Source organism: Staphylococcus sp. NRL 16/872 (genome assembly GCF_022815905.2).
In the GTDB taxonomy this organism is placed as follows: domain Bacteria; phylum Bacillota; class Bacilli; order Staphylococcales; family Staphylococcaceae; genus Staphylococcus.
The window spans coordinates 1,369,705-1,394,482 of sequence record NZ_CP119327.1; the positions used below are offsets into that span (position 1 = coordinate 1,369,705).

26 protein-coding genes and 1 riboswitch are annotated in these 24,778 nt (G+C 31.4%); of the genes, 22 read left to right on the forward strand and 4 right to left on the reverse strand.

Going from position 1 to position 24,778, the window contains the following annotated elements:
- Positions 1-141: 141 nt before the first annotated feature.
- The gene (locus MT340_RS06910; protein WP_243603704.1) at positions 142-1,056 is read right to left on the reverse strand and encodes an aldo/keto reductase; all 915 of its coding nucleotides are present in this window, start codon (positions 1,054-1,056) and stop codon (positions 142-144) included.
- Positions 1,057-1,137: 81 nt separating this feature from the next.
- On the opposite strand from MT340_RS06910, the gene MT340_RS06915 reads away from it, so the two are divergent.
- The 3 genes from MT340_RS06915 to xerD all read left to right on the forward strand — a co-directional run bounded on the left by MT340_RS06915 (position 1,138) and on the right by xerD (position 3,211).
- Positions 1,138-1,680, forward strand: coding sequence for an NUDIX domain-containing protein (locus MT340_RS06915; RefSeq protein WP_243589314.1), 543 nt, complete (start codon positions 1,138-1,140; stop codon positions 1,678-1,680).
- 104 nt (positions 1,681-1,784) lie between these two features.
- On the forward strand, positions 1,785-2,231 hold the full coding sequence (gene fur, locus MT340_RS06920; protein ID WP_103297783.1) for a ferric iron uptake transcriptional regulator: 447 nt from the start codon (positions 1,785-1,787) through the stop codon (positions 2,229-2,231).
- Between the two features lie 92 nt (positions 2,232-2,323).
- Positions 2,324-3,211, forward strand: coding sequence for a site-specific tyrosine recombinase XerD (gene xerD, locus MT340_RS06925; protein WP_243589315.1), 888 nt, complete (start codon positions 2,324-2,326; stop codon positions 3,209-3,211).
- 30 nt (positions 3,212-3,241) lie between these two features.
- Here the strand turns inward: xerD and MT340_RS06930 are convergent, their stop codons facing one another.
- A complete protein-coding gene (locus MT340_RS06930; RefSeq protein WP_243589316.1) occupies positions 3,242-3,748 on the reverse strand; it encodes a DUF309 domain-containing protein in 507 nt (168 codons plus the stop codon).
- 94 nt (positions 3,749-3,842) lie between these two features.
- Here MT340_RS06930 and MT340_RS06935 point away from each other — a divergent pair, with 94 nt between their 5' ends.
- From MT340_RS06935 to MT340_RS06960, 6 genes are all read left to right on the forward strand, one after another.
- On the forward strand, positions 3,843-4,574 hold the full coding sequence (locus MT340_RS06935) for a segregation and condensation protein A (RefSeq protein ID WP_243589317.1): 732 nt from the start codon (positions 3,843-3,845) through the stop codon (positions 4,572-4,574).
- Positions 4,567-5,106 (forward strand): SMC-Scp complex subunit ScpB, encoded by a 540-nt coding sequence (gene scpB / locus MT340_RS06940; RefSeq protein ID WP_243603705.1) that lies wholly within the window; start codon positions 4,567-4,569, stop codon positions 5,104-5,106. The genes MT340_RS06935 and scpB overlap by 8 nt, the downstream gene beginning before the upstream one ends.
- Complete coding sequence (locus MT340_RS06945) at positions 5,103-5,840, forward strand: pseudouridine synthase (RefSeq protein WP_243589319.1); 738 nt, start codon at positions 5,103-5,105, stop codon at positions 5,838-5,840. The genes scpB and MT340_RS06945 overlap by 4 nt, the downstream gene beginning before the upstream one ends.
- Before the next feature lie 150 nt (positions 5,841-5,990).
- Positions 5,991-6,716, forward strand: a complete 726-nt coding sequence (locus MT340_RS06950) for a response regulator (RefSeq protein WP_243589320.1) — start codon at positions 5,991-5,993, stop codon at positions 6,714-6,716.
- Positions 6,697-8,451: an ATP-binding protein gene (locus MT340_RS06955; protein WP_243589321.1), complete on the forward strand. Its 1,755-nt coding sequence runs from the start codon at positions 6,697-6,699 to the stop codon at positions 8,449-8,451. Before MT340_RS06950 ends, MT340_RS06955 begins: the two co-directional genes overlap by 20 nt.
- Positions 8,452-8,775: 324 nt before the next feature.
- Positions 8,776-8,902: riboswitch (FMN riboswitch) on the forward strand.
- Between the two features lie 64 nt (positions 8,903-8,966).
- A complete protein-coding gene (locus MT340_RS06960) occupies positions 8,967-9,512 on the forward strand; it encodes an ECF transporter S component (protein ID WP_243603706.1) in 546 nt (181 codons plus the stop codon).
- A 167-nt stretch (positions 9,513-9,679) separates the two neighbouring features.
- Here MT340_RS06960 and MT340_RS06965 read toward each other — a convergent pair whose 3' ends face one another.
- Entirely contained in the window at positions 9,680-9,928 is a 249-nt protein-coding gene (locus tag MT340_RS06965) for a ferredoxin (RefSeq protein WP_002449743.1), read from the reverse strand.
- Between the two features lie 108 nt (positions 9,929-10,036).
- On the opposite strand from MT340_RS06965, the gene MT340_RS06970 reads away from it, so the two are divergent.
- The 4 genes from MT340_RS06970 to ypdA all read left to right on the forward strand — a co-directional run bounded on the left by MT340_RS06970 (position 10,037) and on the right by ypdA (position 15,326).
- Positions 10,037-10,996 (forward strand): helix-turn-helix domain-containing protein, encoded by a 960-nt coding sequence (locus tag MT340_RS06970; RefSeq protein WP_243589323.1) that lies wholly within the window; start codon positions 10,037-10,039, stop codon positions 10,994-10,996.
- Positions 10,983-12,362 (forward strand): RecQ family ATP-dependent DNA helicase, encoded by a 1,380-nt coding sequence (locus tag MT340_RS06975; RefSeq protein ID WP_243603707.1) that lies wholly within the window; start codon positions 10,983-10,985, stop codon positions 12,360-12,362. The genes MT340_RS06970 and MT340_RS06975 overlap by 14 nt, the downstream gene beginning before the upstream one ends.
- A 137-nt stretch (positions 12,363-12,499) precedes the next feature.
- On the forward strand, positions 12,500-14,131 hold the full coding sequence (gene ebpS / locus MT340_RS06980; RefSeq protein ID WP_243589324.1) for an elastin-binding protein EbpS: 1,632 nt from the start codon (positions 12,500-12,502) through the stop codon (positions 14,129-14,131).
- 208 nt (positions 14,132-14,339) lie between these two features.
- Complete coding sequence (ypdA, locus tag MT340_RS06985) at positions 14,340-15,326, forward strand: bacillithiol disulfide reductase YpdA (protein ID WP_243589325.1); 987 nt, start codon at positions 14,340-14,342, stop codon at positions 15,324-15,326.
- A gap of 59 nt (positions 15,327-15,385) precedes the next feature.
- On the opposite strand, the gene MT340_RS06990 is transcribed toward ypdA, so the two are convergent.
- On the reverse strand, positions 15,386-16,354 hold the full coding sequence (locus MT340_RS06990; protein ID WP_243589326.1) for an asparaginase: 969 nt from the start codon (positions 16,352-16,354) through the stop codon (positions 15,386-15,388).
- Positions 16,355-16,430: 76 nt separating this feature from the next.
- On the opposite strand from MT340_RS06990, the gene cmk reads away from it, so the two are divergent.
- The 9 genes from cmk to ndk all read left to right on the forward strand — a co-directional run bounded on the left by cmk (position 16,431) and on the right by ndk (position 24,665).
- Complete coding sequence (gene cmk / locus MT340_RS06995) at positions 16,431-17,093, forward strand: (d)CMP kinase (RefSeq protein ID WP_243589327.1); 663 nt, start codon at positions 16,431-16,433, stop codon at positions 17,091-17,093.
- Positions 17,094-17,401: 308 nt separating this feature from the next.
- The gene (gene rpsA / locus MT340_RS07000; protein WP_243589328.1) at positions 17,402-18,580 is read left to right on the forward strand and encodes a 30S ribosomal protein S1; all 1,179 of its coding nucleotides are present in this window, start codon (positions 17,402-17,404) and stop codon (positions 18,578-18,580) included.
- Between the two features lie 205 nt (positions 18,581-18,785).
- Positions 18,786-20,096, forward strand: coding sequence for a ribosome biogenesis GTPase Der (gene der, locus MT340_RS07005; protein WP_243589329.1), 1,311 nt, complete (start codon positions 18,786-18,788; stop codon positions 20,094-20,096).
- Between the two features lie 15 nt (positions 20,097-20,111).
- Positions 20,112-21,110, forward strand: coding sequence for an NAD(P)H-dependent glycerol-3-phosphate dehydrogenase (locus tag MT340_RS07010; protein ID WP_243589330.1), 999 nt, complete (start codon positions 20,112-20,114; stop codon positions 21,108-21,110).
- Positions 21,111-21,278: 168 nt separating this feature from the next.
- Positions 21,279-21,551 carry an HU family DNA-binding protein gene (locus MT340_RS07015; RefSeq protein WP_103298232.1) on the forward strand — a complete coding sequence of 91 codons (273 nt, stop codon included), beginning with the start codon at positions 21,279-21,281 and terminating at the stop codon, positions 21,549-21,551.
- Between the two features lie 231 nt (positions 21,552-21,782).
- Positions 21,783-22,370, forward strand: a complete 588-nt coding sequence (locus MT340_RS07020; protein WP_243589331.1) for a heptaprenyl pyrophosphate synthase subunit A — start codon at positions 21,783-21,785, stop codon at positions 22,368-22,370.
- Complete coding sequence (locus tag MT340_RS07025) at positions 22,363-23,082, forward strand: demethylmenaquinone methyltransferase (RefSeq protein ID WP_243589332.1); 720 nt, start codon at positions 22,363-22,365, stop codon at positions 23,080-23,082. The genes MT340_RS07020 and MT340_RS07025 overlap by 8 nt, the downstream gene beginning before the upstream one ends.
- A 12-nt stretch (positions 23,083-23,094) precedes the next feature.
- The gene (locus tag MT340_RS07030) at positions 23,095-24,051 is read left to right on the forward strand and encodes a polyprenyl synthetase family protein (RefSeq protein WP_243589333.1); all 957 of its coding nucleotides are present in this window, start codon (positions 23,095-23,097) and stop codon (positions 24,049-24,051) included.
- 164 nt (positions 24,052-24,215) lie between these two features.
- Entirely contained in the window at positions 24,216-24,665 is a 450-nt protein-coding gene (gene ndk, locus MT340_RS07035; protein ID WP_243589334.1) for a nucleoside-diphosphate kinase, read from the forward strand.
- Positions 24,666-24,778 lie beyond the last annotated feature (113 nt).

Sequence of the window (24,778 nt, forward strand, 5' to 3'; positions counted from 1 at the left end):
TAAAATAATTCAAAGTATTATCGCATCAATATTTTAGAAATATTTATAGTGTAGGGAAATAGGGAGATAATAATAATGCTAATAAAAAATCGGAATAGCCGTTTGTAGTAAACGAAGAGCTATTCCGATTTTTCATTTATTTTACTTTGTATTTAGATGTTGGGTATATTCTAGATTTTTCACACGTTCACGTGCTGCTTTTATACGATCAAGACTGACAGTTTTTTTATAATTTTCAACATTATCTTTCAATTGATCTACAGAACTAGCGCCAACAATAATTGAACCAAGTGCATCGTGAGAAGTTAGATATTCAAAAGAAAGGGCACTTAAATTGCTTTCAATTTCTTTTATTGAAGCAAGCGTCTCACCTAATTCGTGATAATCATAATCAAATATACCTTCTTTAAACTTTTCATCTAAAATGTCCACACTTTTAGAAGTAAGTAATCCTTTAAAAACAGGACCCCGCGCTAATACTTTTACATGTTGAGCATGGATATCATTTAATAACTTTTCTGGACGATTATCAATTAAATTAAATTGAGACATAATTGTTTCAATTTCGCTGTGTTTTAAATAATAATCAATAACATTTGGACGTATTGAAGAAATACCATAAGCTCTAATAATACCTTCTTGTTTAAGTTCATTAAATGCGCTAATTGTTTCATCAAGGGGATCATCAATCGTTCCACCATGTAATTGGTATAAATCTAAATGATCTAATCCAAGACGCTGTAAAGAGCCTTTAACGCTTTCTTTAATATATTTTTTAGAAGGATCCCATGTTGTACTGCCATCTTCAAGAGGGCGGTTTCCAACTTTGGTACCAATCACAATATCTTCTCTATCTTGATATTTTTTTAAAGCTTTTCCAACAATCTCTTCATTTACACCACGATCATAAATGTCAGCAGTATCGAAATAAGTGATACCTTCGTCAATAGCACTCTCAATAATTGGTTCCGCTTCTCGATAATTTGTACCTAAACTCATACATCCTAAACCTAACTCCGAAATTTCTATGCCGCTTTTTAATATATTCTTTTGCATGTCCAATCTCCTTTCGATACACTTTAAGTAACGCATTCATCTTATCAATTTATATAAAGAATTAAAAGGGACGTGAATATAATGGAATTTAATGAAAAAACTTTTGATAGAACCGTGATTTATAATGGTAAAATTATTGATTTAGAAATTCATGATGTAGAACTACCAGATGGTAAAACATCTAAGAGGGAGATTGTTAACCATAATGGTGCAGTAGCTGTTTGTGCGATTACTCCTGAAAATGAAGTACTCTTAGTCAAACAATACCGAAAACCTATCGAAAAACCATTACTCGAAATTCCAGCTGGCAAACTAGAAGAAGATGAAGAAAGGGAAGAAGCAGCTAAACGTGAACTGGAAGAAGAAACAGGATATATTGCTAATGATTTAGAGTTTATTACTCATATGTATGGATCACCCGGCTTTTCTAATGAAAAATTATCAATTTATTTCTCAGATAACTTAAGTGAAGGAGAAATGAACTTAGATGATGATGAATTTGTAGAACTTCACAAAGTACCAATTGATAAAATCAAAGATCTACTTGACAGCGACGAAATCGAAGATGCCAAAACAATCATTGGCTTACAGTATATATTATTAAATTATAATCATTCTAAATAACATCCATTTTAAACTTGCCTTTTATTGAGAATATTGTTAATTTAGTAAGTGAGATATTATCACTTTAAAATGATTATAATTATTAATAGAGGAGTGTCGCTCCCATGGAAGAACGATTAAACAGAGTAAAACAACAATTACAACAATCATCTTACAAATTAACACCTCAACGTGAGGCAACGGTTCGTGTTCTAATTGAAAATGAAAAAGATCATCTTAGTGCTGAAGATGTCTACTTAAAAGTTAAAGACAAAGCACCTGAAATTGGATTAGCCACTGTATATAGAACATTAGAGTTATTAGCAGAATTAAAAGTGGTAGACAAAATTAATTTTGGAGATGGCGTAGCACGTTTTGATTTGAGAAAAGAAGGTGCCAAACATTTTCATCATCATCTTGTATGTATGGAATGTGGTAAAGTAGATGAAATTCACGAAGACTTACTACCTCAAGTAGAAGAACGTGTTGAATCAGAATATAATTTCAGAATTTTAGACCATAGATTAACATTTCATGGCGTTTGTGCTGAATGTCAAGCTAAAGGGAAATAATTTAGTTAATTTGAGCGAATTTAAACGTCGGAGTGAAACAAGCACATAGAATTTGTTTCACTCCATTTTTCTATATAAATGAAGGTGGAAATATGAATACGATTATTGAAGAATATTTGAAATTTATACAGATTGAAAAAGGATTAAGTGAGAATACAATCGGTGCCTATAGAAGAGACTTAGCTAAATACGATGCTTATATGAAAGAGCATAAAATTGCCCATATCGATTTTATTGACCGACAAGTAATTCAAGAATGTCTCGGCCATTTTATTGACGAAGGTGCGTCATCAAAATCAATTGCTCGTTTTATCTCAACCATTCGCAGTTTTCACCAATTTGCATTACGTGAAAAATATGCAGCTAAAGATCCAACTGTATTGATTGAAACACCTAAGTACGAGAAAAAACTACCTGATGTATTAGAAGTAAAGGAAGTAGAGCAACTTCTTGAAACACCTGATTTAAATAAAAATAATGGTTATCGTGACCGTACAATTTTAGAACTTTTATATGCCACAGGTATGCGTGTATCAGAATTAATCAATATAGAAATTGAAGACATCAATTTAATAATGGGATTTGTTAAAGTCTTCGGGAAAGGGCATAAAGAAAGAATTATACCTTTAGGAGATACAGTAATTGAATTCTTAGATACTTATTTAGAAAAAGTACGTCCTCAATTATTCAAAAAGACAATGACTAATGTATTATTTCTTAATATGCATGGCCGACCTTTGACACGCCAAGGTATTTGGAAAATGATTAAACAATATGGTTTAAAAGCTAACATCAATAAAACGTTGACGCCTCACACACTTCGTCATTCATTTGCTACACATTTACTTGAAAATGGGGCTGATTTACGTGCGGTACAAGAAATGTTAGGACACTCTGATATTTCTACAACTCAACTTTATACGCACGTTTCTAAATCTCAAATACGTCAAATGTATAACCAGTTTCATCCAAGAGCTTAAATATTGTAATGATAAAGAAGTATAATGCATTTATATTTCTTTATTTTTTTTATTTAAAATCGCATGTTGTCTAGCAGCAATTACTTCACTGCGATCTCTCCGCAAGTGGTGATGTACGATGTAATCATCTTTGACTACAAATTCATTAAATTCATAATCTGGCATTTCAGTATAGATTTTATTTTCAAATTGCTTGTTAATAGGTAACTTTATAGGAGTAAATTGTTCATGTTGTGCAATCTTTTCAATTTGAGTATTTAATAATGCTTCATATTTTTCTTCCTGTAAACCAACACTAGATTTATCTTTAGCATTTTGAAATGTGATTAATGCTTTTTTACAACTTTTTAATGCTCCAATATAATTCTCTCTTCTATAATGATACATAGCAGTAGTAAACAATATAAGGCTTACAATTGCTTCATTTTTAGAAAAATAAGGATTAGCTTTCCAAGCATCTTCTAAAATATCATGACATAAAAAATAATGTTGATGCTTATGAAATTGATAATAAAAATCAATTAATGCGTGTTCCATTCTACTTCAACCTCAATTTAAATGTTTATGATATTCATGCTATAATACTTTAGTAAATTATGCACGACAGAGAATTAATATAAGGACGATAATTATGTATGAAGTTAAGTTAGATGCCTTTAATGGCCCTCTAGATTTATTATTACATTTAATACAAAAGTACGAAATTGATATTTATGATATACCGATGAAAGCTTTGACTGAACAATATATGCAGTATGTACATGCAATGAAACAGTTAGAAATCAATGTAGCAAGTGAATATTTAGTTATGGCTTCAGAACTCTTAATGATTAAAAGTAAGTTACTGTTACCTCAACATGAAACAGTAGATGAGTTAGAAGAGGACCCACGTGAAGACTTAGTAGGAAGATTAATTGAATATCAAAATTATAAAGAATATACGATGTTATTAAATGATAAAAAAGAAGAACGTGAATTATACTTTACAAAACATCCTACCGATTTATCTCATCTTGAAAAAGATACTACTTGGGACAGTAACCAAACGATAGATTTAACAGATTTAATTGTTGCTTATCAACGTGTTAAAAGTAGAGTGGCTTTGAATACACCAAAAACAGTGGAAATTACAAAAGAGTCTTTCACAATACAACAAGCTACTGAAAAAGTATCACAGCAATTACAAAGTAAAGCTTCATTAAATTTCTTTAGCTTATTTACATTTCATGAGCCTATCGAACATGTAGTGACACATTTTTTAGCTATTTTAGAAATGTCAAAAGCTGGTTTAATCAATATAGAGCAAACTAAAAGTTTTGACGACATTAACATCATTAGAGGAGTGAATTTCAATATTGGGTAATATAGGAATTTTAGAAGCATTATTATATACGGCAGGCGATGAAGGCCTTGAAGCTTCTCAGTTAGCTGAAATTCTGGATATCGATTTAAATGCTTTATCCAATCTTATTGAGTCATTTCATTCAGAAGGACTTGCTATCCAAAAATATGGAAATATTTATATTTTAACTTCAAAAAAAGAAGCTGCTTCATATATAGAACAGTTGGTTGAACAGAAATCTAATATGAAACTTTCTCAAGCTGCTATGGAAACTTTATCTATTATTGCTTATAATCAACCTTTAACTAGAAGCGATATAGAATTAATTAGAGGAATCAATTCAGATGGTGCTGTTCGTACTCTTATCGCACGCGGGTTAATAGAAGCTAAAGACAATGAACAATCGCGAAGCCATCTTTTAAATACGACTGATTTATTTTTAAATGTATTTGGACTTGAAAAAATTGAAGATTTACCAACTACTGAGGAAGATGAAGAAGAAATGGAAGATTTCTTCAGTAACCTTGTAAATCAAAAAGGAGACTCAAAATGAGCAAAGAATTAGAAAGATTACAAAAAAGAATTGCTAATAGTGGTTATACGTCACGCAGAAAAGCTGAAACTTTAATTGCTGATGGAAAAGTAAAAGTAAATGGGGAAGTAGTAACTGAGCTTGGTACAAAAGTGAAACCATCAGATACAGTAGAGGTTGAAGGCATTAAAATTGAACAAGAAGATAAAATGTATATTTTATTTTATAAACCAACTCAAGTTATTACAAGCGTTTCAGATGATAGAGGACGTACAGTAGTAACTGATTACTTCGATGACTTAGAAACACGTATTTATCCAGTTGGACGCTTAGATTATGATACATCTGGATTATTACTGTTAACGAATGATGGGGAATTCACTAACTTAATGACTCATCCGAGATATCATATTCAAAAAAAATATGTAGCTAAGTTAAAAGGTTACCTTATGCGCGAAGAAGTAAAAGCATTGGAGCACGGTATTGAACTTGAAGACGGCTTCACACAACCAGCACAAGTTAAAGTCAAAAAACAAGATAAAGAGAAAAATACGACACTTGTAGAAATTACTATTAGCGAAGGACGTAACAGACAAGTAAGACGCATGTTTGAGCATTTCGGTCATAAAGTTGATAAATTAACCAGAATCGAGTTTGGTAATTTAAATCTAAAAGGTTTAAATGCAGGTGAGGGTAGAGTTTTATCTCCTCATGAAGTAAAAGTTCTAAGACATATGGCTGAAAACGGAAAATAAAATTATTTCTAATTCAAATATCAAATGAAATTAATTACACAAAATTTCATTTGATATTTTTTTCACAATATAACCACTAACTAGAGATTTGAACAGTGCTATGTGCTATAATATATAGAGTAAGAGCATGTGTAGGAGGTAGAGAGCAAAATGACGAATGAAATTTTAATTGTAGACGATGAAGATAGAATTAGAAGATTATTAAAACTCTATTTAGAAAGAGAATCGTTTACTATCCATGAAGCAAGTGATGGTAAAGAGGCTTATAACCTTGCCATGGAAAATGACTATGCGTGCATTCTATTGGACTTGATGCTTCCAGAAATGGATGGAATTGAAATGGCATCTAAATTGCGTGAGCATAAAGATACACCTATTATAATGCTTACAGCTAAAGGAGAAGAAACGAATAGAGTGGAAGGTTTTGAATCAGGTGCAGATGATTATATTGTTAAACCATTTTCACCGAGAGAAGTTGTTTTAAGAGTTAAAGCCCTATTACGTAGAACTCAATCTTCAAAACCAGAACAAAGTGAACCTCACGCAAGAGATATTATTGAATTTAATCACTTAATTATTGATAATGACGCTCATCGTGTATTAGCTGATAACCAACAAGTTAATTTGACGCCTAAAGAATATGAATTGCTTATCTACTTGGCTAAAACACCTAATAAAGTATTTGATCGTGAACAACTTCTTAAAGAGGTTTGGCACTATGAATTTTATGGAGATTTAAGAACTGTTGATACTCATGTAAAACGCTTAAGAGAAAAATTAAATCGCGTTTCTGCAGATGCTGCTCAAATGATTCAAACTGTTTGGGGTGTTGGTTATAAATTTGAGGTAAAAACAAGTGACGAACCGACTAAATAGTGTAGTAATAAAACTGTGGTTAACTATTATTTTTATAGTGACGACAGTTTTAATTTTATTAAGTGCAGCCTTAATCACATTTATACAATATTACTATACACAACAAACGGAGAATGAAATCAGATCAGATGCTTCTAAAATCAGCCATTTAGTTGAGCAAGCAGATAATAAACAATTAGCCATTAAACATAGCCAGCAACTTATCGATGGATCTGGTGGCGTAATTTTTATGGCTGATAAAGATATGAAACCAAAAACTTCAAACACACCACTTAAAAATAAAATGTTACAAGAAATCCATAATAATAGTCATTTCTATCAAGTGTTTACTAAAGGTGAATCAGCTACTCAAAATGTAACAATAAACGATAATGGAAACTCTCGATCATATATACTATTAGGTTATCCTATGCAATCACAAAGTCATAGTAACTCTAAGTATAGCGGTGTTTTTATTTATCAAGATTTAAAATCAATTGAAGACACCAATAATGCAATTACCATTATTATATTAATTACTGCTATTATTTTCTTAGCAATTTCAACCGTATTTGCTTTCTTTTTATCTAATAAAATAACTAAACCTTTACGACAACTTCGTACTCAAGCATTTAATGTATCAAAGGGAGATTATTCTCAAAAAACAACTGTTTCAACTAAGGATGAAATTGGAGAATTATCACGTACTTTTAATCAAATGAGTTATCAAATACGTAAACATGTAGAAGCAATTTCAACTCAAAGAAATATTCGCGATAGCTTAATTAATTCTATGGTAGAGGGCGTATTGGGCTTAAACGATAATAGAGAAATTATATTATCTAATAAAATGGCAGATGATATTATCCCAACTATTGATCAAACGACACACCATAATATTGAAAAACAGATTGAAACTACATTTGCATCTAAAACAACTGAATTCCAAGAATATGAATTTAATGGTAAATTTTATGTGTTTATTATGAGCTATATTCGACGTATTCAACAAGATGGACGCAGTGGAATTGTAGTTATCATTAGAGATATGACAAATGAACATAATCTTGACCAACTGAAAAAAGATTTTATTGCCAATGTATCACACGAATTACGTACACCTATTTCATTATTACAAGGTTATACGGAGTCAATTGTAGATGGTATTGTAACAGAACCTGATGAAATTAGAGACTCTCTCTCAATTGTCTTAGATGAAACAAAACGACTTAACCGTCTAGTTAATGAACTGCTTAATGTAGCACGTATGGATGCTGAAGGTTTAACAGTTAATAAAGAAATACAACCTATTACACCCTTATTATCCAAAATACAAATGAAATATCGACAACAAGCCCAAGATTTAGAAATCCACATGGATTTACTCCCGTCCATTGATGAAGAACCGTGGGAATACGATGCAGATCGTATCGATCAAGTACTAACTAATTTAATTGACAATGCCACTCGTTACACTAAACCAGGTGACAAAATTAATATCACATCTTCGGTAGATGATAATTATCAAATATTAAATGTAAATGATACAGGTAGTGGTATCGCACCTGAACACCTTGACTTAGTATTTGATAGATTTTATAAAGTAGAAGCTTCAAGAACACGTGGTAAACAAGGTACTGGTTTAGGACTGTTTATTTGTAAAATGATTATTGAAGAACATGGTGGTACTATTTCAGTAGAAAGTAAATTAGGTGAAGGAACTACCTTTGTTATTAAATTACCAAAACCTAAATAAACGTTAATTTTACTCAAATGAGCCTATTACATTATTAAATGTAATAGGCTCATTACACATTTTAGCAGTAACTAACTGTATTGAAATTGTGCTTAAATCAAGAATTTTTAAATCTAGTCATCCTTTTCAGCTAATAAGTCCAAACATAAAAACTTTCGAAAAGAAAATATACAGACAAAGCGAGTGGAGGTTAGGCTATGAAATCTTTTTATTAAATAAAGATTTCTGTTTCACTCTCAATTGGGTTTAAATTTGAAGTGAGCAAGTGTATTGCACAAAGTTTTTCTTTATTGTAATATTTAATTTAAATTAATAAATTATGAAATTCATCTTCGGGGTAGGGTGAAAGTCCCAACCGGCAGTAAATTAAGCCTGCGACCCGCTTCATTGAAGTGGCTGATTCAGTGTAAATCTGAAGCCGACAGTATAGTCTGGATGGGAGAAGATGGAGGTTTTTTGTTGCGCAAAATTATCCTCCTATTCTATGTAAGATGAATGGAAGGAGAAAATTGAATATGCAACAAAATAAACGTCTTATTACTATAAGTATGCTAAGTGCAATCGCTTTTTTATTAACATTTATAAAATTTCCATTGCCATTTTTACCACCATACTTAACATTAGACTTTAGTGATGTACCTACACTATTAGCTACTTTTACGTTTGGACCACTAGCGGGTGTCATAGTAGCCTTAGTAAAAAATATACTAAATTTCATTTTTAATATGGCAGATCCGGTAGGTCCTATTGCCAACTTCCTAGCTGGTGTGAGTTTCTTATTATCTGCTTACTATGTGAGTAAGAAAAAATATCGTCACTCTACTCGCTCTTTAGTTATTGGTCTAACTGTAGGTACGATTGTTATGACATTTGTTCTAAGTATCTTAAATTACTTTGTCTTGATACCATTATATGGCATGATTTTTAACTTAGGCGATGTTTTCACAAATTTAAAAATTATAATTTTATCTGGAATCATTCCTTTTAACATCATTAAAGGGGTTATCATTTCAGTTATTTTTATGCTTTTATATAAACGTTTAAAGAGAGTACTTCAATAGAATACAAATTGACGATAATTTATATAAGTTTGTCGATAGAAAAGCTGGAACTAATACAGTTCCAGCTTTTTAAATCATGTTAAAGAAGTGTCTATATATAAAAAGCCGACAAAGTATAAAACTTTGTCGGTCATCTATGGTTTAATGATATAATTAATTTAAATTTACTATTCAAATTTTAATGCGTCGCCATCAAATGGTTCCTCTTCGATTTTAATTGAATCTGTTGGACAACCTTCAAGAGCGTCTTCCATATCTTCATATAATTCTTCTGGTACTTCTGCAGTACCTTGATTATCATCAAGGATTACGAAAGCAATACCTTCGTCGTCATAATCATAAATATCCGGTGCTGCTGCGCCACATGCACCACAAGCTATACAGGTATCCATATCAACGATTGTATACTTTGCCAATTTCTTCGCCTCCTTTGATAAAAATGCTACACTAGTATAACAAATGTTAATTTAGACATCGATTATTTTAATTTAAAATTACAAGTTTCATAAAGTGAGGATTCACCTATGTACGATATCTTTTCATATGCGTATAAACACACATTTAATTATAAAACTGATAAAAGTATTTATAATATATTATCTGGAAAAAAATCGCATCAAACATTTTTTGATGCTTGTTCTCAACAACTTTTATCATTATATCACAGTTTTCCTAAATTAAAATATCCGTCTTTTGAGCGATATATTCAAAAATATGAAAGTAGCCATATTCAATTGAAAATTCATCCTCGATATACATATGATAGTTTAATTAGTACTTATAGCTGTATTCAATTATTAGTACAATCAATAACTCAGTATATTAATAACAAATTAAATTTTGTACCAATTTCACAACAGTTAAGGGTTCAACAACGAGTTAAACAGGTATATTCAGACATAGTAAAACATGATTTAATAAACGATTTCCAAGATGAATTATGTCAGTTATTCCACTTTATTTATACTAAAAATAATAATCAATGTTATATCCATTATTACTTACAAGGTTATGATGAGCCAATGTATACGCGTCAACAAGTGAGTTTGATTGAAGATATGCCTATAACTGATTTATTTACGTTAGAGCTAAATGATTTAGTGGAACTTATGTATGCCCTAGAACAAAAAGAACAGTTTCCAATACTTTCTAAGTTAATCATATTACCACCTTTATTAAATAAAACGGCATTATCACATCAACAATTGCTTCGAGGAATTACAATGGATGAAGCTGCAGTAATACAAAATGTAAAAATTAATACTATAGAGGACCATGTATTGGAGTTATTTATAAAAGGATATTTACATGTGTATACGGATTACGTTGATGAAAATTTAATTACTGATTTTGAAAAGTTTTACATTGATAATAGAGGTGAACGTTTGAAAATATATAAAAATCAATTCGAGCAATTATCATATTTTCAAATCAAATTAATTATTGTAGGTATTGAAAGAGGTGATATTAGTGTTGAAAGATAAACTAAAAGAATGGTTTGGGTATGATGCTTTTAATCCAGGCCAGCGTGAAATAATAGAAAGTATTCTTGAAGGGCAACACACATTAGGTGTTCTGCCAACTGGGAGTGGGAAAAGTTTATGTTATCAATTTCCTACTTATATGAACAAGCAACCCACACTCATTATTTCTCCGCTAATATCATTAATGGATGACCAAGTTATGCAACTGAAAGCGCAAGGAGAAAAGCATGTCAGTTACATTCATTCAGGTATGGAAGAGCAAGAAAAGAAAGAAAATATAAATTTATTAAAGAGAAGTCGGTTTATATTTTTAAGTCCAGAATTTTTATTACAATCGAATCATTTTGAACTAATCAAGAAAATTAATTTCGGTTTGATTGTTTTAGATGAAGCACATTGTTTATCAGAGTGGGGGTATGATTTCCGACCTCATTATGCTTTAGTAGGACAAATTACCCAATTCTTTAAAAGTGCCACTATTTTAGCACTCACAGCTACAGCACCGCCGCATTTAACCGAAGATCTAGAAACAATTTTAAATATAAAATTTACAACAATTAAAACAACAATGAATAGAGAGAATATCTCTTTTTCTCACTTAAATTTTGCGAATGATGACGAAAAAATAACTTGGTTACTTGATTTCTTAGAAACTTCAGGACCAACAATTATTTATGTTTCTTCAAAGAAAATGTGTTTTGAATTGGCTAGTCTTATTTATAAACGAGGTTATTTAACCGGAATTTATCATGGTGATTTATCTTATCAAGAACGTCAAACTGTTCAACAGCAATTCATTAATAATTTTATTCCTGTTATTGTTGCAACAAGTGCCTTTGGTATGGGGGTTAATAAAAAGGATATTCGTACTGTGATACATTTTCACTTATCAACAAGTCCGTCAAATTACTTACAAGAAATCGGCAGAGCGGGAAGGGATGGCAAACAAAGCCAAGCCATTAGTCTTTTTCAACCAGATGACAGTTTTATTCTTGAAACGCTGTTATTTAACGATGCAATTTTAGTTGAAGATGTAGAAGCTTATGATTTAGGTGCCTTTTTACCTCCTAATAAACAAGAAATATTAGAAATTTTGCATCAAAGATACTCAATTATGCAGCTTAAGCATATTTTCAAACTATCTTTAGTGCGTAAGAAACTAGGCTATCAGCGTATGATTGGCTATACTAGTTTAGACCAATGTCGAAGAAGCTATTTACTGGAGTTTTTTGGAGAAGTACCTTCTAAACCCGCCCAATGTTGTGATATTGATACTAACTTAACACCTATTAATCATTTTAATAGAAAGAAAGTGAAGAGAAAATTTGAGTATAATGAAAAGCTAAAAAATTTATTCAAACATTAAGTGCTTTTCTTTACTATAATATTTTATACAGGCTATAATTATACTAACAAATGTTTTATAAAAACATTAAAAATGATACATATTTGCTGCATTCGAGGGTATAAGTAATGTGACAATTAAATAATTGAAAAGAAAGGATGTTAATTGTGTCTAAAAACAATTTTAGAGATGACTTCGAAAAAAATCGTCAGTCAATTGACTCAGACGATCAATTCGAACATACAAATCAAAATTCTGATGAATCTATTGATGATTTTGATAATCAATCAGATCAACAATTTCCACCAAGAAATTCTCAAAGACGTCAAAGAAGACGTAATCAAGCTACAAATCGTAGTAAAAAATTTGATGATCAACCAAATGAACCCAATAATGAAGGATCATTAGATGATCGCTACGATGAAGAATCTTTCGAAGAAGTACATAATGATCACTTTGACAATGAAGCAGATAACTCAAAAAGAAATCATCGCAATAATGAAAGACATTCTAATAAATCTGATGAATTTGAAGAAGATCGTTTAAATGATAATGATCGTCGTCATCGTGATTTTGATCAAGTAGAAGATGGGCATAGAAACCGTAAAAATACTAAAAGAAATCATCAACACGATGAAAATATTGAAAATAAACAAAATGAACGCTCAGATAAAGGTAAAGACGCTGCAATTGCTGGTGGCGCTGGTGTTGCCGGAGCTGCTGGGGCTGCAGCTGGTCGTAATAAAAATAATAAGAAAAATCGTAAAAACAACCGCATAGATTCTCGTGATAATAGAAACGATTTAAATAATGATAAAAATCCTCGTGTTCGTGAAAATGACAAATACGAAGATGAACATTATGATGATACTAATCGTTCACATGATAAACATAAGAAAAATAGCAAAGGCAAAAAAGCTGCGATTGGCGCTGGTGCTGCCGGAGCTGCTGGGGCTGCGGGTGTAGCAGCTTCTAAGAATAAAAAAAATCATCACAGAGATAGTGATTTAGACCACCATAATAGACATGATGAAAATCATAAGGACTCTCGTGATAGACGCGATGATTATCGCGATAATGATAGATATGATAACCATGACGGTTTCCATGCACATGATGGCAAGAAAAAACGTGGTTTAATGGGAATATTATTACCACTACTTGCATTATTGTTAATTTTAGCTGCTCTAGCTATCTTTATTGGTATGTATTTAAATAACGATAATAAAGACAAAGATGGTACTAAACAAGACAATGCTACAGAGCAAACTTCTAATAAATCAGATAAAAAAGATAATGCTAAAGACAAAACTTCTGAAGATAATAAAGCAGATAAATCATCTGAAAAATCTACAGTAAACGATAATAAGTCAGACGAAAACGCAACAACTGATAAAAATTCTTCTGAAGACAGCGCTACTAACGGTAATGATAATAATGCTTCAACTGGGGCAGCAACTACCGATAACAATAATGCCTCTTCTTCAGATAATAATACAAATAACGCTTCTGCTAATAATAGCAATAGCGATAATAACAATGCTAATTCACAAGCTACTCAAAATAACAATCAAAATAATAATCAAAATTCAAATGGAAGTAGCAATCAATCTAATAATGCCTCTGCTGGTCAGCAAACGCATGTAGTAACTGGTAACGAAAATCTATATCGTATCGCTATTCAATATTATGGCAAAGGTACAGCTGAAAATGTAAACAAAATTAAACAAGCAAATGGCTTAACAAGTAACAACATTAATAATGGTGAGAAATTAATTATTCCTCAATAAGCTATTAAAGATTAGTTTTAAAGAAGTCAAAATTTTAGATTTTGGCTTCTTTTTTATTGTTTAAATTTTTAATATACTATTATATATTCTAAAATTTAGTAATATTTATTTGTCATTTTATCTTCTCTTTTCCTAAAAACAATTTTTTCTATTTAGTAAAAGCAACTTTATTGCTATAATATATGGGTGATTAAAGGAGGCCAAAAACATGAAAAGCATTGAAAGTATTATTATTGGTGGAGGCCCATGTGGTTTAAGCGCCGCAATTGAACAAAAGAAAAAAGGAATTGAAACATTAGTCATTGAGAAAGGAAATGTAGTGGATGCTATTTATAAATATCCAACACATCAAACATTCTTCTCATCTAGTGATAAATTAAGCATTGGAGATATACCTTTTATAGTTGAAGAAAGTAAGCCACATCGAAATCAAGCGCTTGTTTATTATAGAGAAGTAGTTAAACATCATCAGTTAAACGTCAACGCATTTGAAGAAGTGTTAACTGTTAAAAAGATCGACAATAAGTTTACGATTACAACCACTAAAGATGTTTATGAATGTAAATTTTTAACTGTTGCTACTGGTTATTATGGTCAACACAATAAGCTAGAAGTTAAAGGGGCAGATTTACCTAAAGTCCAACATTATTTCAAAGAAGCTCATCCATATTTTAATCAACATGTTACAGTTATTGGTGGTAAAAACTCTGCAGTAGATGCCGCTCTTGAGTTAGAGAAAGCAGGCGCTAAAGTAACAGTTCTATATAGAGGTGACCGTTATTCTGCAGCGATTAAGCCATGGATTTTACCAAACTTCGAATCATTAGTTAATCATGAAAAGATTACAATGGAATTTAATGCCAATGTAAATGAAATTACTGAAAATAGTGTAATTTATGAAAAAAACGGTAAAACAATCGAAATTCCTAATGATCATGTTTTTGCGATGATTGGGTATCATCCAGATTATGACTTTTTAAAATCTATTGGTATTGAAATTAATACTAATGAATTTGGAACAGCACCTGTTCACAATAAGGAAACATTTGAAACAAATGTTGAGAATTGTTATATCGCTGGTGTTATTGCTGCTGGAAATGACAATAATTCAATTTTTATCGAGAATGGTAAATATCATGGTGGTATCATTACTCAAAGTATCTTAAGTAAAAAACAAACACCTTTAGAAAGCTAAATTAGAACACTAAAAACGGAACAGAAGTTAAATTCTCTGTTCCGTTTTTATTTTACAGATTATTGTTCAAAATAATTCTTTAATGTTTGTAAACTCATGTCATTACTTAGCCCAACTAATAATTTTAACCTTGCTTTCGGTCCATTCAATCCGTTTGAGAATATTAACCCTTTTTGAGATAAGTAATAACCGCCACCTTCATAAGCGTAAACTGGACTAACTATCCCATTAAATGATCGCGAGACGATGACAATAGGGATATTATTACTCAAACAAATCTCAATACCTTCTAAACAACTTGGTGGTAAATTTCCTTGACCAAGCGCTTCAATAACTAAGCCGTCCACATTTTTCTCAGCGTAAAATTTTAAGATATCACTTTGCATACCCATATAGGCTTTTAATAAAGGAACATTTAAATGGGTATCGATGTTTTTAAATGACTTCTGTTTATATGGGCGATTATAAAAATGCGTATCATCTTTTGTTAGGATACCTAATGGTCCTTGATTGGGACTTTGAAATGTATTAATGTTCGATGTATGTGTTTTAGTAACATTTCTAGCCGTATGTATTTCATCATTAAAAACTACCATTACACCATTTTCAAAAGCTTCATCTGAAGACGCTACCCTGATAGCAGAAATGAAATTATATAAGCCATCTGCACCAATTTCATTCGAAGATCTCATTGCACCAGTAATAACAATCGGCTGTTCGATATCAATGAGTAAATCTAATAAATAAGCTGTTTCTTCCAAGGTATCAGTGCCGTGTGTAATGACAAAACCATCATACTCATACTCTTGAGAAGATTGAAGTATTAAGTTACGGAGTTCAATAATATGTTGAATTGTAATATGTGGAGAGGGAATATTAAATGGATGAATTTCATTCACATGAGCATATTCATTAATAATATCTTTATGTAAAGAGATGGGATTAATCTCATTGGTCACCACTTGACTAAATTGATTTTGGGACATGCTAATCGTCCCTCCTGTATGAATAACAAGAAGATGTTTCATTAAATTCCTCCTATTTTTAATTTACATATTTATGATAAAATAATACAAATAAAACAACAAGGAAGGAAAAATAACTATGGAGTCAATTAATATTGCTTTGGACGGCCCTGCAGCTGCAGGTAAAAGTACAATCGCCAGACGAGTAGCTAGTAAATTATCAATGATATATGTAGATACTGGAGCAATGTATCGTGCTATCACTTATAAATATTTACAACAGCAACGAGCTGAAGATTTTCAAAAACTTGTTAGTGAAACTACTTTAGAATTAAAATATGACGATACCAAAGGACAACGTATTATACTGGATAATCAAGATGTAACTGATTATTTACGTGAAAATGATGTTACACAAAACGTATCATATGTAGCTTCTAAAGAACCTGTTCGTACTTTTGCAGTTGAAAAACAAAAAGATTTAGCAGCAAAGAAAGGTATCGTTATGGATGGAAGAGATATTGGTACAGTTGTCCTTCCTGATGCAGAATTAAAAGTATACATGATTGCTTCTGTAGAAGAACGTGCTGAAAGACGTCAAAAAGAAAATGAAGAGCGTGGCATACCTTCAACTTTAGAACAGTTGAAACAGGAAATTGCAGATAGAGATCATTATGATATGAATCGTGAAATTTCACCTTTAAAAAAAGCTGATGATGCAATTACTTTAGATACAACAAGTAAAACAATCGAAGAAGTTACTAAAGAAATTATGACGTTAGTAGAGAACCTTAAAAAATAATATACCTCGCTATTTAAAATAATTTGTGTTATTCATAATCAATAATGCGAAATATTTTAAATAGCTTTTTTTGTCTTATATAATTATAAATGAGGTAGAAAAGATTAATAACTATAATCTAAAGAATATCATTTCTATAGAAAATTATTTTGAAAAATCAATAATACAAATAACTCATTGCTTAATATTAAATAATTTTAAAAATTGATATCTTTTTTAAAAACTTATGAAACTAAAGGGGAATTTCTTGACAATTCTACCAGTTTATAAGATGTTATAGTTATGTAGTGTATAAGGAGGCAAACAAGATGACTGAAGAATTCAATGAATCAATGATTAATGATATTAACGAAGGTGACAAAGTCACTGGAAAGGTTCAACAAGTTGAAGACAAACAAGTTGTAGTGCATATTGAAGGTGCTAAATATAACGGCATTATTCCAATTAGCCAACTTTCAACTCATCACATCGAAAATCCTAACGAAGTGGTTAAAGAAGGTGATGACATTGAAGCTTATGTAACTAAAATTGAAGTTGATGAAGAAAATGACTCTGGTGCATACATCTTATCAAAACGTCAACTTGAAACTGAAAAATCATATGAATATTTACAAGAAAAACTTGATAATGATGAAGTGATTGAAGCTAAAGTTACTGAAGTAGTTAAAGGTGGATTAGTTGTTGACGTTGGTCAAAGAGGATTCGTACCTGCTTCTCTAATTTCAACTGATTTCATTGAAGATTTCTCTGTATTTGAGGGACAAACAATTCGCATTAAAGTTGAAGAATTAGATCCAGCAAATAATAGAGTCATTTTAAGCCGTAAAGCTGTAGAACAAGCTGAAAACGATGTTAAAAAAGCTTCATTATTAGAATCACTTAATGAAGGTGACGTAATCAAAGGTAAAGTTGCTCGTTTAACAAACTTTGGTGCATTCGTTGATATTGGTGGCGTAGATGGTTTAGTTCACGTATCTGAACTTTCTCACGAACATGTTAATTCTCCAGAAGACGTTGTTTCTGTTGGACAAGAAGTAGATGTGAAAGTAAAATCTGTAGAAAAAGAAGCTGAACGTATTTCACTTTCAATTAAAGATACACTTCCAACTCCATTCGAACGTATTAAAGGTGAATTCCACGAAAACGACGTTATCGAAGGTAAAGTTGTGCGTTTAGCAAACTTTGGTGCATTTGTCGAAATTGCTCCAGGAGTACAAGGTCTTGTTCACATTTCTGAAATTGACCATAAACATATTGGTACGCCAAGTGAAGTATTAGAACCTGGTCAACAAGTGAATGTTAAAATTTTAGGAATTGATGAAGAAAATGAACGTATTTCTTTATCAATTAAAGCTACTTTACCTAAAGAAGATTTAATCGAAAGCGATGAAGCTACTACTCAAAGTTATTTAAGTAGTGATTCAGATGATGATAACCCAACATTAGGGGACGTTTTCGGTGATAAATTTAAAGATTTAAAATTTTAAGTTGACTTTTAAATTTTAAATTATGTATCTCCCAATTAAAGTTTAATCCTTTAATTGGGATTTTTTAATGTTAAATGTCCTTGATTTTCTAAAGAAAAGTAGACTCATAAAGGAAATTAAAGTTTAAGGTTATATATACTTAGTTTTAAAACATTAGGTCATATGATAAAATTATATAGATTTTAGATAGAGAGGAAGTTAGCTTATGACGAAACCTATTGTAGCTATTGTGGGTAGACCAAACGTAGGTAAATCTACAATATTTAATAGAGTAGTAGGTGAGCGTGTATCAATTGTTGAAGATACACCTGGTGTCACTCGTGATCGTATCTACTCATCAGGTGAATGGTTAACACATGAATTTAATATAATTGATACAGGTGGCATTGAAATTGGTGATGCACCTTTTCAAACCCAAATAAGAGCACAAGCAGAAATAGCTATTGATGAAGCTGATGTTATAATCTTTATGGTTAATGTACGTGAAGGTTTAACACAAAGCGATGAAATGGTCGCTCAAATGTTATATAAATCTAAAAAGCCAGTAGTTTTAGCTGTAAATAAAGTTGATAATCCTGAAATGCGAAATGATATTTTTGATTTCTATTCACTAGGATTCGGAGACCCTTACCCAATTTCTGGTTCCCACGGTTTAGGATTAGGGGATTTATTAGATGAAGTGGTAAAACATTTTAAAGAAGATACTGAAGATCCTTATGATGAGGATACAATTCGCTTATCAATTATTGGCCGTCCAAATGTAGGGAAATCAAGTTTAGTCAATGCGATATTAGGCGAAGAACGTGTTATCGTTTCTAATGTTGCAGGTACGACACGAGACGCCGTAGATACAGAATATAGCTATGATGGTCAAGATTATGTCTTGATAGATACGGCTGGTATGCGTAAAAAAGGTAAAGTGTATGAATCAACTGAGAAATATTCGGTATTACGTGCGCTAAAAGCGATTGAACGTTCAAATGTTGTATTAATTGTAATTGATGCTGAAGAAGGTATCATTGAACAAGATAAACGTGTAGCTGGTTATGCTCATGAAGAAGGTAAAGCTATCGTTATTGTTGTTAATAAATGGGACACTGTTGAAAAAGATAGTAATACGATGAAAAAATTTGCGGATGATGTTCGTAATCAATTCCAATTCTTAGATTATGCTCAAATCGCCTTTGTATCTGCGAAAGAAAGAACACGTTTACGTACTCTATTCCCTTATATTAATGAGGCAAGTGAAAATCACAAAAAACGTGTTCAAAGTTCTACACTTAATGAGGTAGTAACAGATGCGATTTCAATGAATCCCACACCTACTGATAAAGGCCGTCGATTAAACGTATTCTATACAACTCAAGTTGCTATTGAACCTCCAACTTTTGTTGTTTTTGTTAATGATGTAGAATTGATGCATTTCTCTTATAAACGTTACCTTGAAAATCAAATCAGAAATGCTTTTGGCTTTGAAGGCACACCTATTCATATCATTCCACGAAGAAGAAATTAAAAAGGAGCGTTCGTTATGACTAAGATTACTGTTTTTGGTATGGGAAGCTTTGGTACAGCACTTGCAAATGTACTAGCTGAAAATGGTCACACTGTTTTAATGTGGGGAAAAAATGAAACAAGTGTCGATGAATTAAATAAACATCATCAAAACAAACGATATTTAAAAGAAGCTAAATTAGATGAAAGTATTCGAGCAACTTCTGATATGAAAGAGGCAGTAGATTTTACTGACATATATTTAATCGCACTCCCTACAAAAGCAATTAGAGAAATTACAAATCAAATTGATCAACTTATCGATTCTAAGAAAATTTTTATTCATGTTGCTAAAGGTATTGAAAATGATACATTCAAACGTGTTTCTGAAATGATTGAAGACTCAATATCAGAAAACCATAACGGCGGTATTGGTGTATTATCTGGACCTAGTCATGCTGAAGAGGTAGTCATAAAACAACCGACTACAGTAGCAGCATCTTCTAAAGATGAAAAAATTAGTAAGCTCATTCAAGACTTATTTATGAATGATTATTTACGTGTCTATACGAATAATGATTTAGTAGGAGTAGAACTAGGTGGTGCACTAAAAAACATCATTGCTGTCGCTAGTGGCATTGTAGCAGGTATGGGCTACGGTGATAATGCGAAAGCTGCTTTAATGACTAGAGGGTTAGCTGAGATAAGTAGACTTGGTGAAAAATTAGGTGCCGATCCTATGACGTTTTTAGGTTTAGGTGGTATCGGTGATTTAATTGTTACTTGTACTTCAACACATTCTCGTAATTATACACTTGGCTATAAATTAGGTAAGGGACAAACGACTGAAGAAGCGCTTAGTGAAATGAATATGGTTGTGGAAGGAATTTATACTACTAATTCAGTTTATCATCTATCTAAAGAACAACATGTTGATATGCCTATTACGACTGCTTTATATAAAGTTTTATTTGAAAATAAACCCGTAAAAGATAGCGTCAAAGATTTAATGGGGCGCGATAAAAAAGCTGAATAAAGTGTTAAATTACACTTTAATGTAAAATTTTTTTAAATTCAGTGTATAAATGTTGATATTTCAGCGTTTTAGACGTTTAAATCGTTGCGGTAATGTTAAATGTTGTGTTAAAGTCATAGCATAATGATATAAAGATATCATTATCATTCATCTGGAGGTGAATTCATAATGAATAAAACTGATTTAATCAATGCGGTTGCTGAACAAGCTGATTTAACTAAAAAAGAAGCTGGTGCAGCTGTAGACGCTGTTTTCGAATCAATCCAAGGCTCACTATCTAAAGGTGAAAAAGTTCAATTAATTGGTTTCGGAAACTTTGAGGTACGCGAACGTGCTGCACGTAAAGGACGTAACCCTCAAACAGGTAAAGAAATCGAAATTCCTGCAAGTAAAGTTCCAGCATTCAAAGCTGGTAAAGCATTAAAAGATGCTGTAAAATAATTTACTTAAAAGCCCTTCGTGGGCTTTTTTATTTATACATATTAATTTTTCATAAAGTTATACATCATTATATTAATTAACAACTTTTACTTTACTACTGTTACCTCTCTATTTATAAATCACCTTATTTTAAGCTTTTGAATATAAAGTTTTAGTCCTATGAAGTCGCTATATTTTATTTTTATAGATATAATGTTAAGATGTATAGTGATAATAACGTGAGGTGTGAACATGGAACGAACATTAAGCATATTAAATAGACAAATTGATCAAAGGCTTAAGGGAGTCACTGACTATGAATCAATTAACATTAACAATAATTTAAGTGATTTGTTAGACAGTTATGATATTCCAATGAATGCTAAACTTGCTTGCCTCACTATCGATACTTCAATGAAACATCTTGATGAAATTTCACATAGTAAATTATCAAAGAAATCCATATTAATTGGAGATTTACTAAGTGCCCATTTTTACACTTTATTAGCTGAAATTAACGATCCAACGTTTCAATTAGCTATAAGTCAGGCAATTGTTAAATCTAATGAATTAAAATCTTCTTTGCATCATCAATCCCTAGAAGTACATGATATTTATGAAGCAATTTTTAACATAGAAACTATATTTCCTATTATTACGCTTTCACATTTTAGTGAGCAACAAATATCAGAAACGGATATTTTCCGTTATTTATTCGGAAATGTAGAATCCTATTATCCTTCATATTTAAAAATGTTTACTAATAATGAAGTAGACCAATTTTTCAGAACAATTAAACAAAGCTATATAGAAAAAAGTAGAGGTAATATAAATGGCTGAAAATAATGCAAATAAAGAACAAGTTCATACAGTATTTCAAAATATTTCAAAAAAATATGATCGTTTAAATAATATTATCAGTTTCGAGCAACACAAAGTTTGGCGTAAACGCGTGATGAAAGATATGAACGTTAAAGCAAATAGTAAAGCGCTTGATGTGTGTTGTGGCACTGCAGACTGGACGATTGCATTAAGTAAAGCAGTTGGTCCAAATGGAGAAGTAACTGGATTAGATTTCAGTGAAAATATGCTTGAAGTAGGTAAAGAGAAAACTAAGGCTATGGATAACATTCATTTGGTGCATGGTGATGCTATGGAATTACCTTTTGAAGATAATTCTTTTGACTATGTAACGATTGGATTTGGATTACGTAATGTACCTGACTATTTAGCGACATTAAAAGAAATGAACAGAGTACTTAAACCTGGAGGCATGGTTGTATGTTTAGAAACGAGTCAACCAACGATGCCAGTATTTAAACAAGTGTATAAATTATATTTTAAATTTGTTATGCCTATCTTCGGTAAGTTCTTTGCTAAATCTAAGGAAGAATATGAATGGCTTCAACAATCAACGTTTAATTTTCCTGACAAACAAAAATTAAAACGTTTGTTTGAACAAGCTGGTTTTAATAATATCAAAGTGCGTAGCTTCACAGGGGGCGTTGCTGCAATGCACCTAGGCTATAAACAAAAAAGTTCTACTAAATAAAAGGTGATAAACGTGGCAAAGCTAAATATGAATAGTGAAATTAAGAATGTAGAAAAACGGCTTCAAAACGCTATCAAAAGTAACGATTCAGTGTTACAAGAAGCTGCTTCCCATCTGCTATCATCTGGTGGTAAACGTGTGAGACCAGCATTTGTGATATTGAGTAGTCAGTTTGGTCCTAAAAAGAATACAGAAGATACGTACCGAGTAGCTGTAGCGTTAGAGTTAATTCATATGGCTACACTAGTTCATGATGATGTTATAGATAAAAGTGATAAACGTCGTGGTCGTTTAACTATTGTAAAAAAATGGGATGTTACCACTGCCATTTTAACTGGCAATTTCTTATTAGCATTAGGACTACAACATCTCTCTGAAATACAAGATAATCGCATACACCACATTATTTCTAATGCAATTGTAGATGTGTGTAGGGGAGAACTCTTTCAATTTCAAGATCAATTTAACAGTAATCAAACTATCACTAACTATCTGAGACGTATTAACCGTAAAACAGCATTATTAATTCAACTCGCAACTGAAGTAGGAGCGATTACCTCTGAGGCAGATAATGAGACTATTCATAAATTAAAAATGATAGGACATTATATTGGTATGAGCTTTCAAATTGTAGATGATATCTTGGATTTCACCAGTACAGAGAAAAAACTAGGTAAGCCAGTAGGTAGTGATTTAATGAACGGTCATATCACATTACCAGTATTGCTAGAAATGCGTAAAGATGTAGCATTTAAACAACAAATTGCATCTTTAAATCATCAAACGAAACCTGAAGAATTTGCGCCGATTATTAAACATATTAGAGAGTCTGATAGTATTCAACAATCGAAAAAAATCAGCGATAAGTACTTAATCAAAGCATTAAATCTAATTGACCAATTGAATGAATCAAATGCGCAAAATCTATTTATTAAACTCATTAAAAAAATGGGTTCACGAAATGTTTAAGGACATGAAAATATATTGAAAGCGCTTTATCAACCTGTTACTATTAAGAAGTAGCAGGTTGATTTTTGTTAAAACAACCTTTATATATATTTGTTACATAAATCGAATAATCTGATTTTTTAAAATTTAATGATTATTGCTTAAAAACATAGGGGGAACGCACAATGGAAAGAACTTTTTTAATGATCAAACCGGATGCAGTACAACGTAATTTAATCGGAGAAATTATTACTCGTATCGAACGTAAAGGTTTAAAATTGGTTGGAGCCAAACTAATGACAGTGCCTCAATCATTAGCGGAAGAACATTACTCAGAACATAAAGATAAACCTTTTTATAATAAATTAATTTCATTTATTACATCAGCACCTGTTTTCGCAATGGTAGTTGAGGGGGAAGATGCAGTAAATGTATCTAGACATATCATTGGTAAAACAAATCCTTCAGAAGCAACGCCTGGTTCAATCAGAGGTGATTTAGGTTTAACAGTAGGTAGAAATGTTATTCATGGTTCAGATTCAGTTGAGTCTGCGAAACGTGAAATTGATTTATGGTTTAAAGAAGAAGAATTAAGTGATTACGATGCAAGTAGAGATGCTTGGTTGTATGAATAATTTTTAAATATAGGATTATTTTAACGATAAGAGTAACGCACCTCCAAAGTGTGTTACTCTTTATTTTTGTGCTATATACTCTCTAATAACCGTTTGAATATTCGAACAATTTA

Excerpts from the sequence above, each read along its gene's own strand:
- rpsA (WP_243589328.1), top strand. The coding sequence starts at position 17,402 with ATGACTGAAGAATTCAATGAATCAATGATTAATGATATTAACGAAGGT.
- MT340_RS07020 (WP_243589331.1), top strand. The coding sequence starts at position 21,783 with ATGGAACGAACATTAAGCATATTAAATAGACAAATTGATCAAAGGCTT.
- MT340_RS06930 (WP_243589316.1), bottom strand. The coding sequence starts at position 3,748 with ATGGAACACGCATTAATTGATTTTTATTATCAATTTCATAAGCATCAA.
- fur (WP_103297783.1), top strand. The coding sequence starts at position 1,785 with ATGGAAGAACGATTAAACAGAGTAAAACAACAATTACAACAATCATCT.
- der (WP_243589329.1), top strand. The coding sequence starts at position 18,786 with ATGACGAAACCTATTGTAGCTATTGTGGGTAGACCAAACGTAGGTAAA.
- MT340_RS06970 (WP_243589323.1), top strand. The coding sequence starts at position 10,037 with ATGTACGATATCTTTTCATATGCGTATAAACACACATTTAATTATAAA.
- MT340_RS06915 (WP_243589314.1), top strand. The coding sequence starts at position 1,138 with ATGGAATTTAATGAAAAAACTTTTGATAGAACCGTGATTTATAATGGT.
- MT340_RS06950 (WP_243589320.1), top strand. The coding sequence starts at position 5,991 with ATGACGAATGAAATTTTAATTGTAGACGATGAAGATAGAATTAGAAGA.
- xerD (WP_243589315.1), top strand. The coding sequence starts at position 2,324 with ATGAATACGATTATTGAAGAATATTTGAAATTTATACAGATTGAAAAA.
- MT340_RS06945 (WP_243589319.1), top strand. The coding sequence starts at position 5,103 with ATGAGCAAAGAATTAGAAAGATTACAAAAAAGAATTGCTAATAGTGGT.
- MT340_RS07025 (WP_243589332.1), top strand. The coding sequence starts at position 22,363 with ATGGCTGAAAATAATGCAAATAAAGAACAAGTTCATACAGTATTTCAA.
- MT340_RS06990 (WP_243589326.1), bottom strand. The coding sequence starts at position 16,354 with ATGAAACATCTTCTTGTTATTCATACAGGAGGGACGATTAGCATGTCC.
- MT340_RS06935 (WP_243589317.1), top strand. The coding sequence starts at position 3,843 with ATGTATGAAGTTAAGTTAGATGCCTTTAATGGCCCTCTAGATTTATTA.
- MT340_RS07010 (WP_243589330.1), top strand. The coding sequence starts at position 20,112 with ATGACTAAGATTACTGTTTTTGGTATGGGAAGCTTTGGTACAGCACTT.
- ebpS (WP_243589324.1), top strand. The coding sequence starts at position 12,500 with ATGTTAATTGTGTCTAAAAACAATTTTAGAGATGACTTCGAAAAAAAT.
- cmk (WP_243589327.1), top strand. The coding sequence starts at position 16,431 with ATGGAGTCAATTAATATTGCTTTGGACGGCCCTGCAGCTGCAGGTAAA.
- MT340_RS06910 (WP_243603704.1), bottom strand. The coding sequence starts at position 1,056 with ATGCAAAAGAATATATTAAAAAGCGGCATAGAAATTTCGGAGTTAGGT.
- ypdA (WP_243589325.1), top strand. The coding sequence starts at position 14,340 with ATGAAAAGCATTGAAAGTATTATTATTGGTGGAGGCCCATGTGGTTTA.
- ndk (WP_243589334.1), top strand. The coding sequence starts at position 24,216 with ATGGAAAGAACTTTTTTAATGATCAAACCGGATGCAGTACAACGTAAT.
- MT340_RS06960 (WP_243603706.1), top strand. The coding sequence starts at position 8,967 with ATGCAACAAAATAAACGTCTTATTACTATAAGTATGCTAAGTGCAATC.
- MT340_RS07015 (WP_103298232.1), top strand. The coding sequence starts at position 21,279 with ATGAATAAAACTGATTTAATCAATGCGGTTGCTGAACAAGCTGATTTA.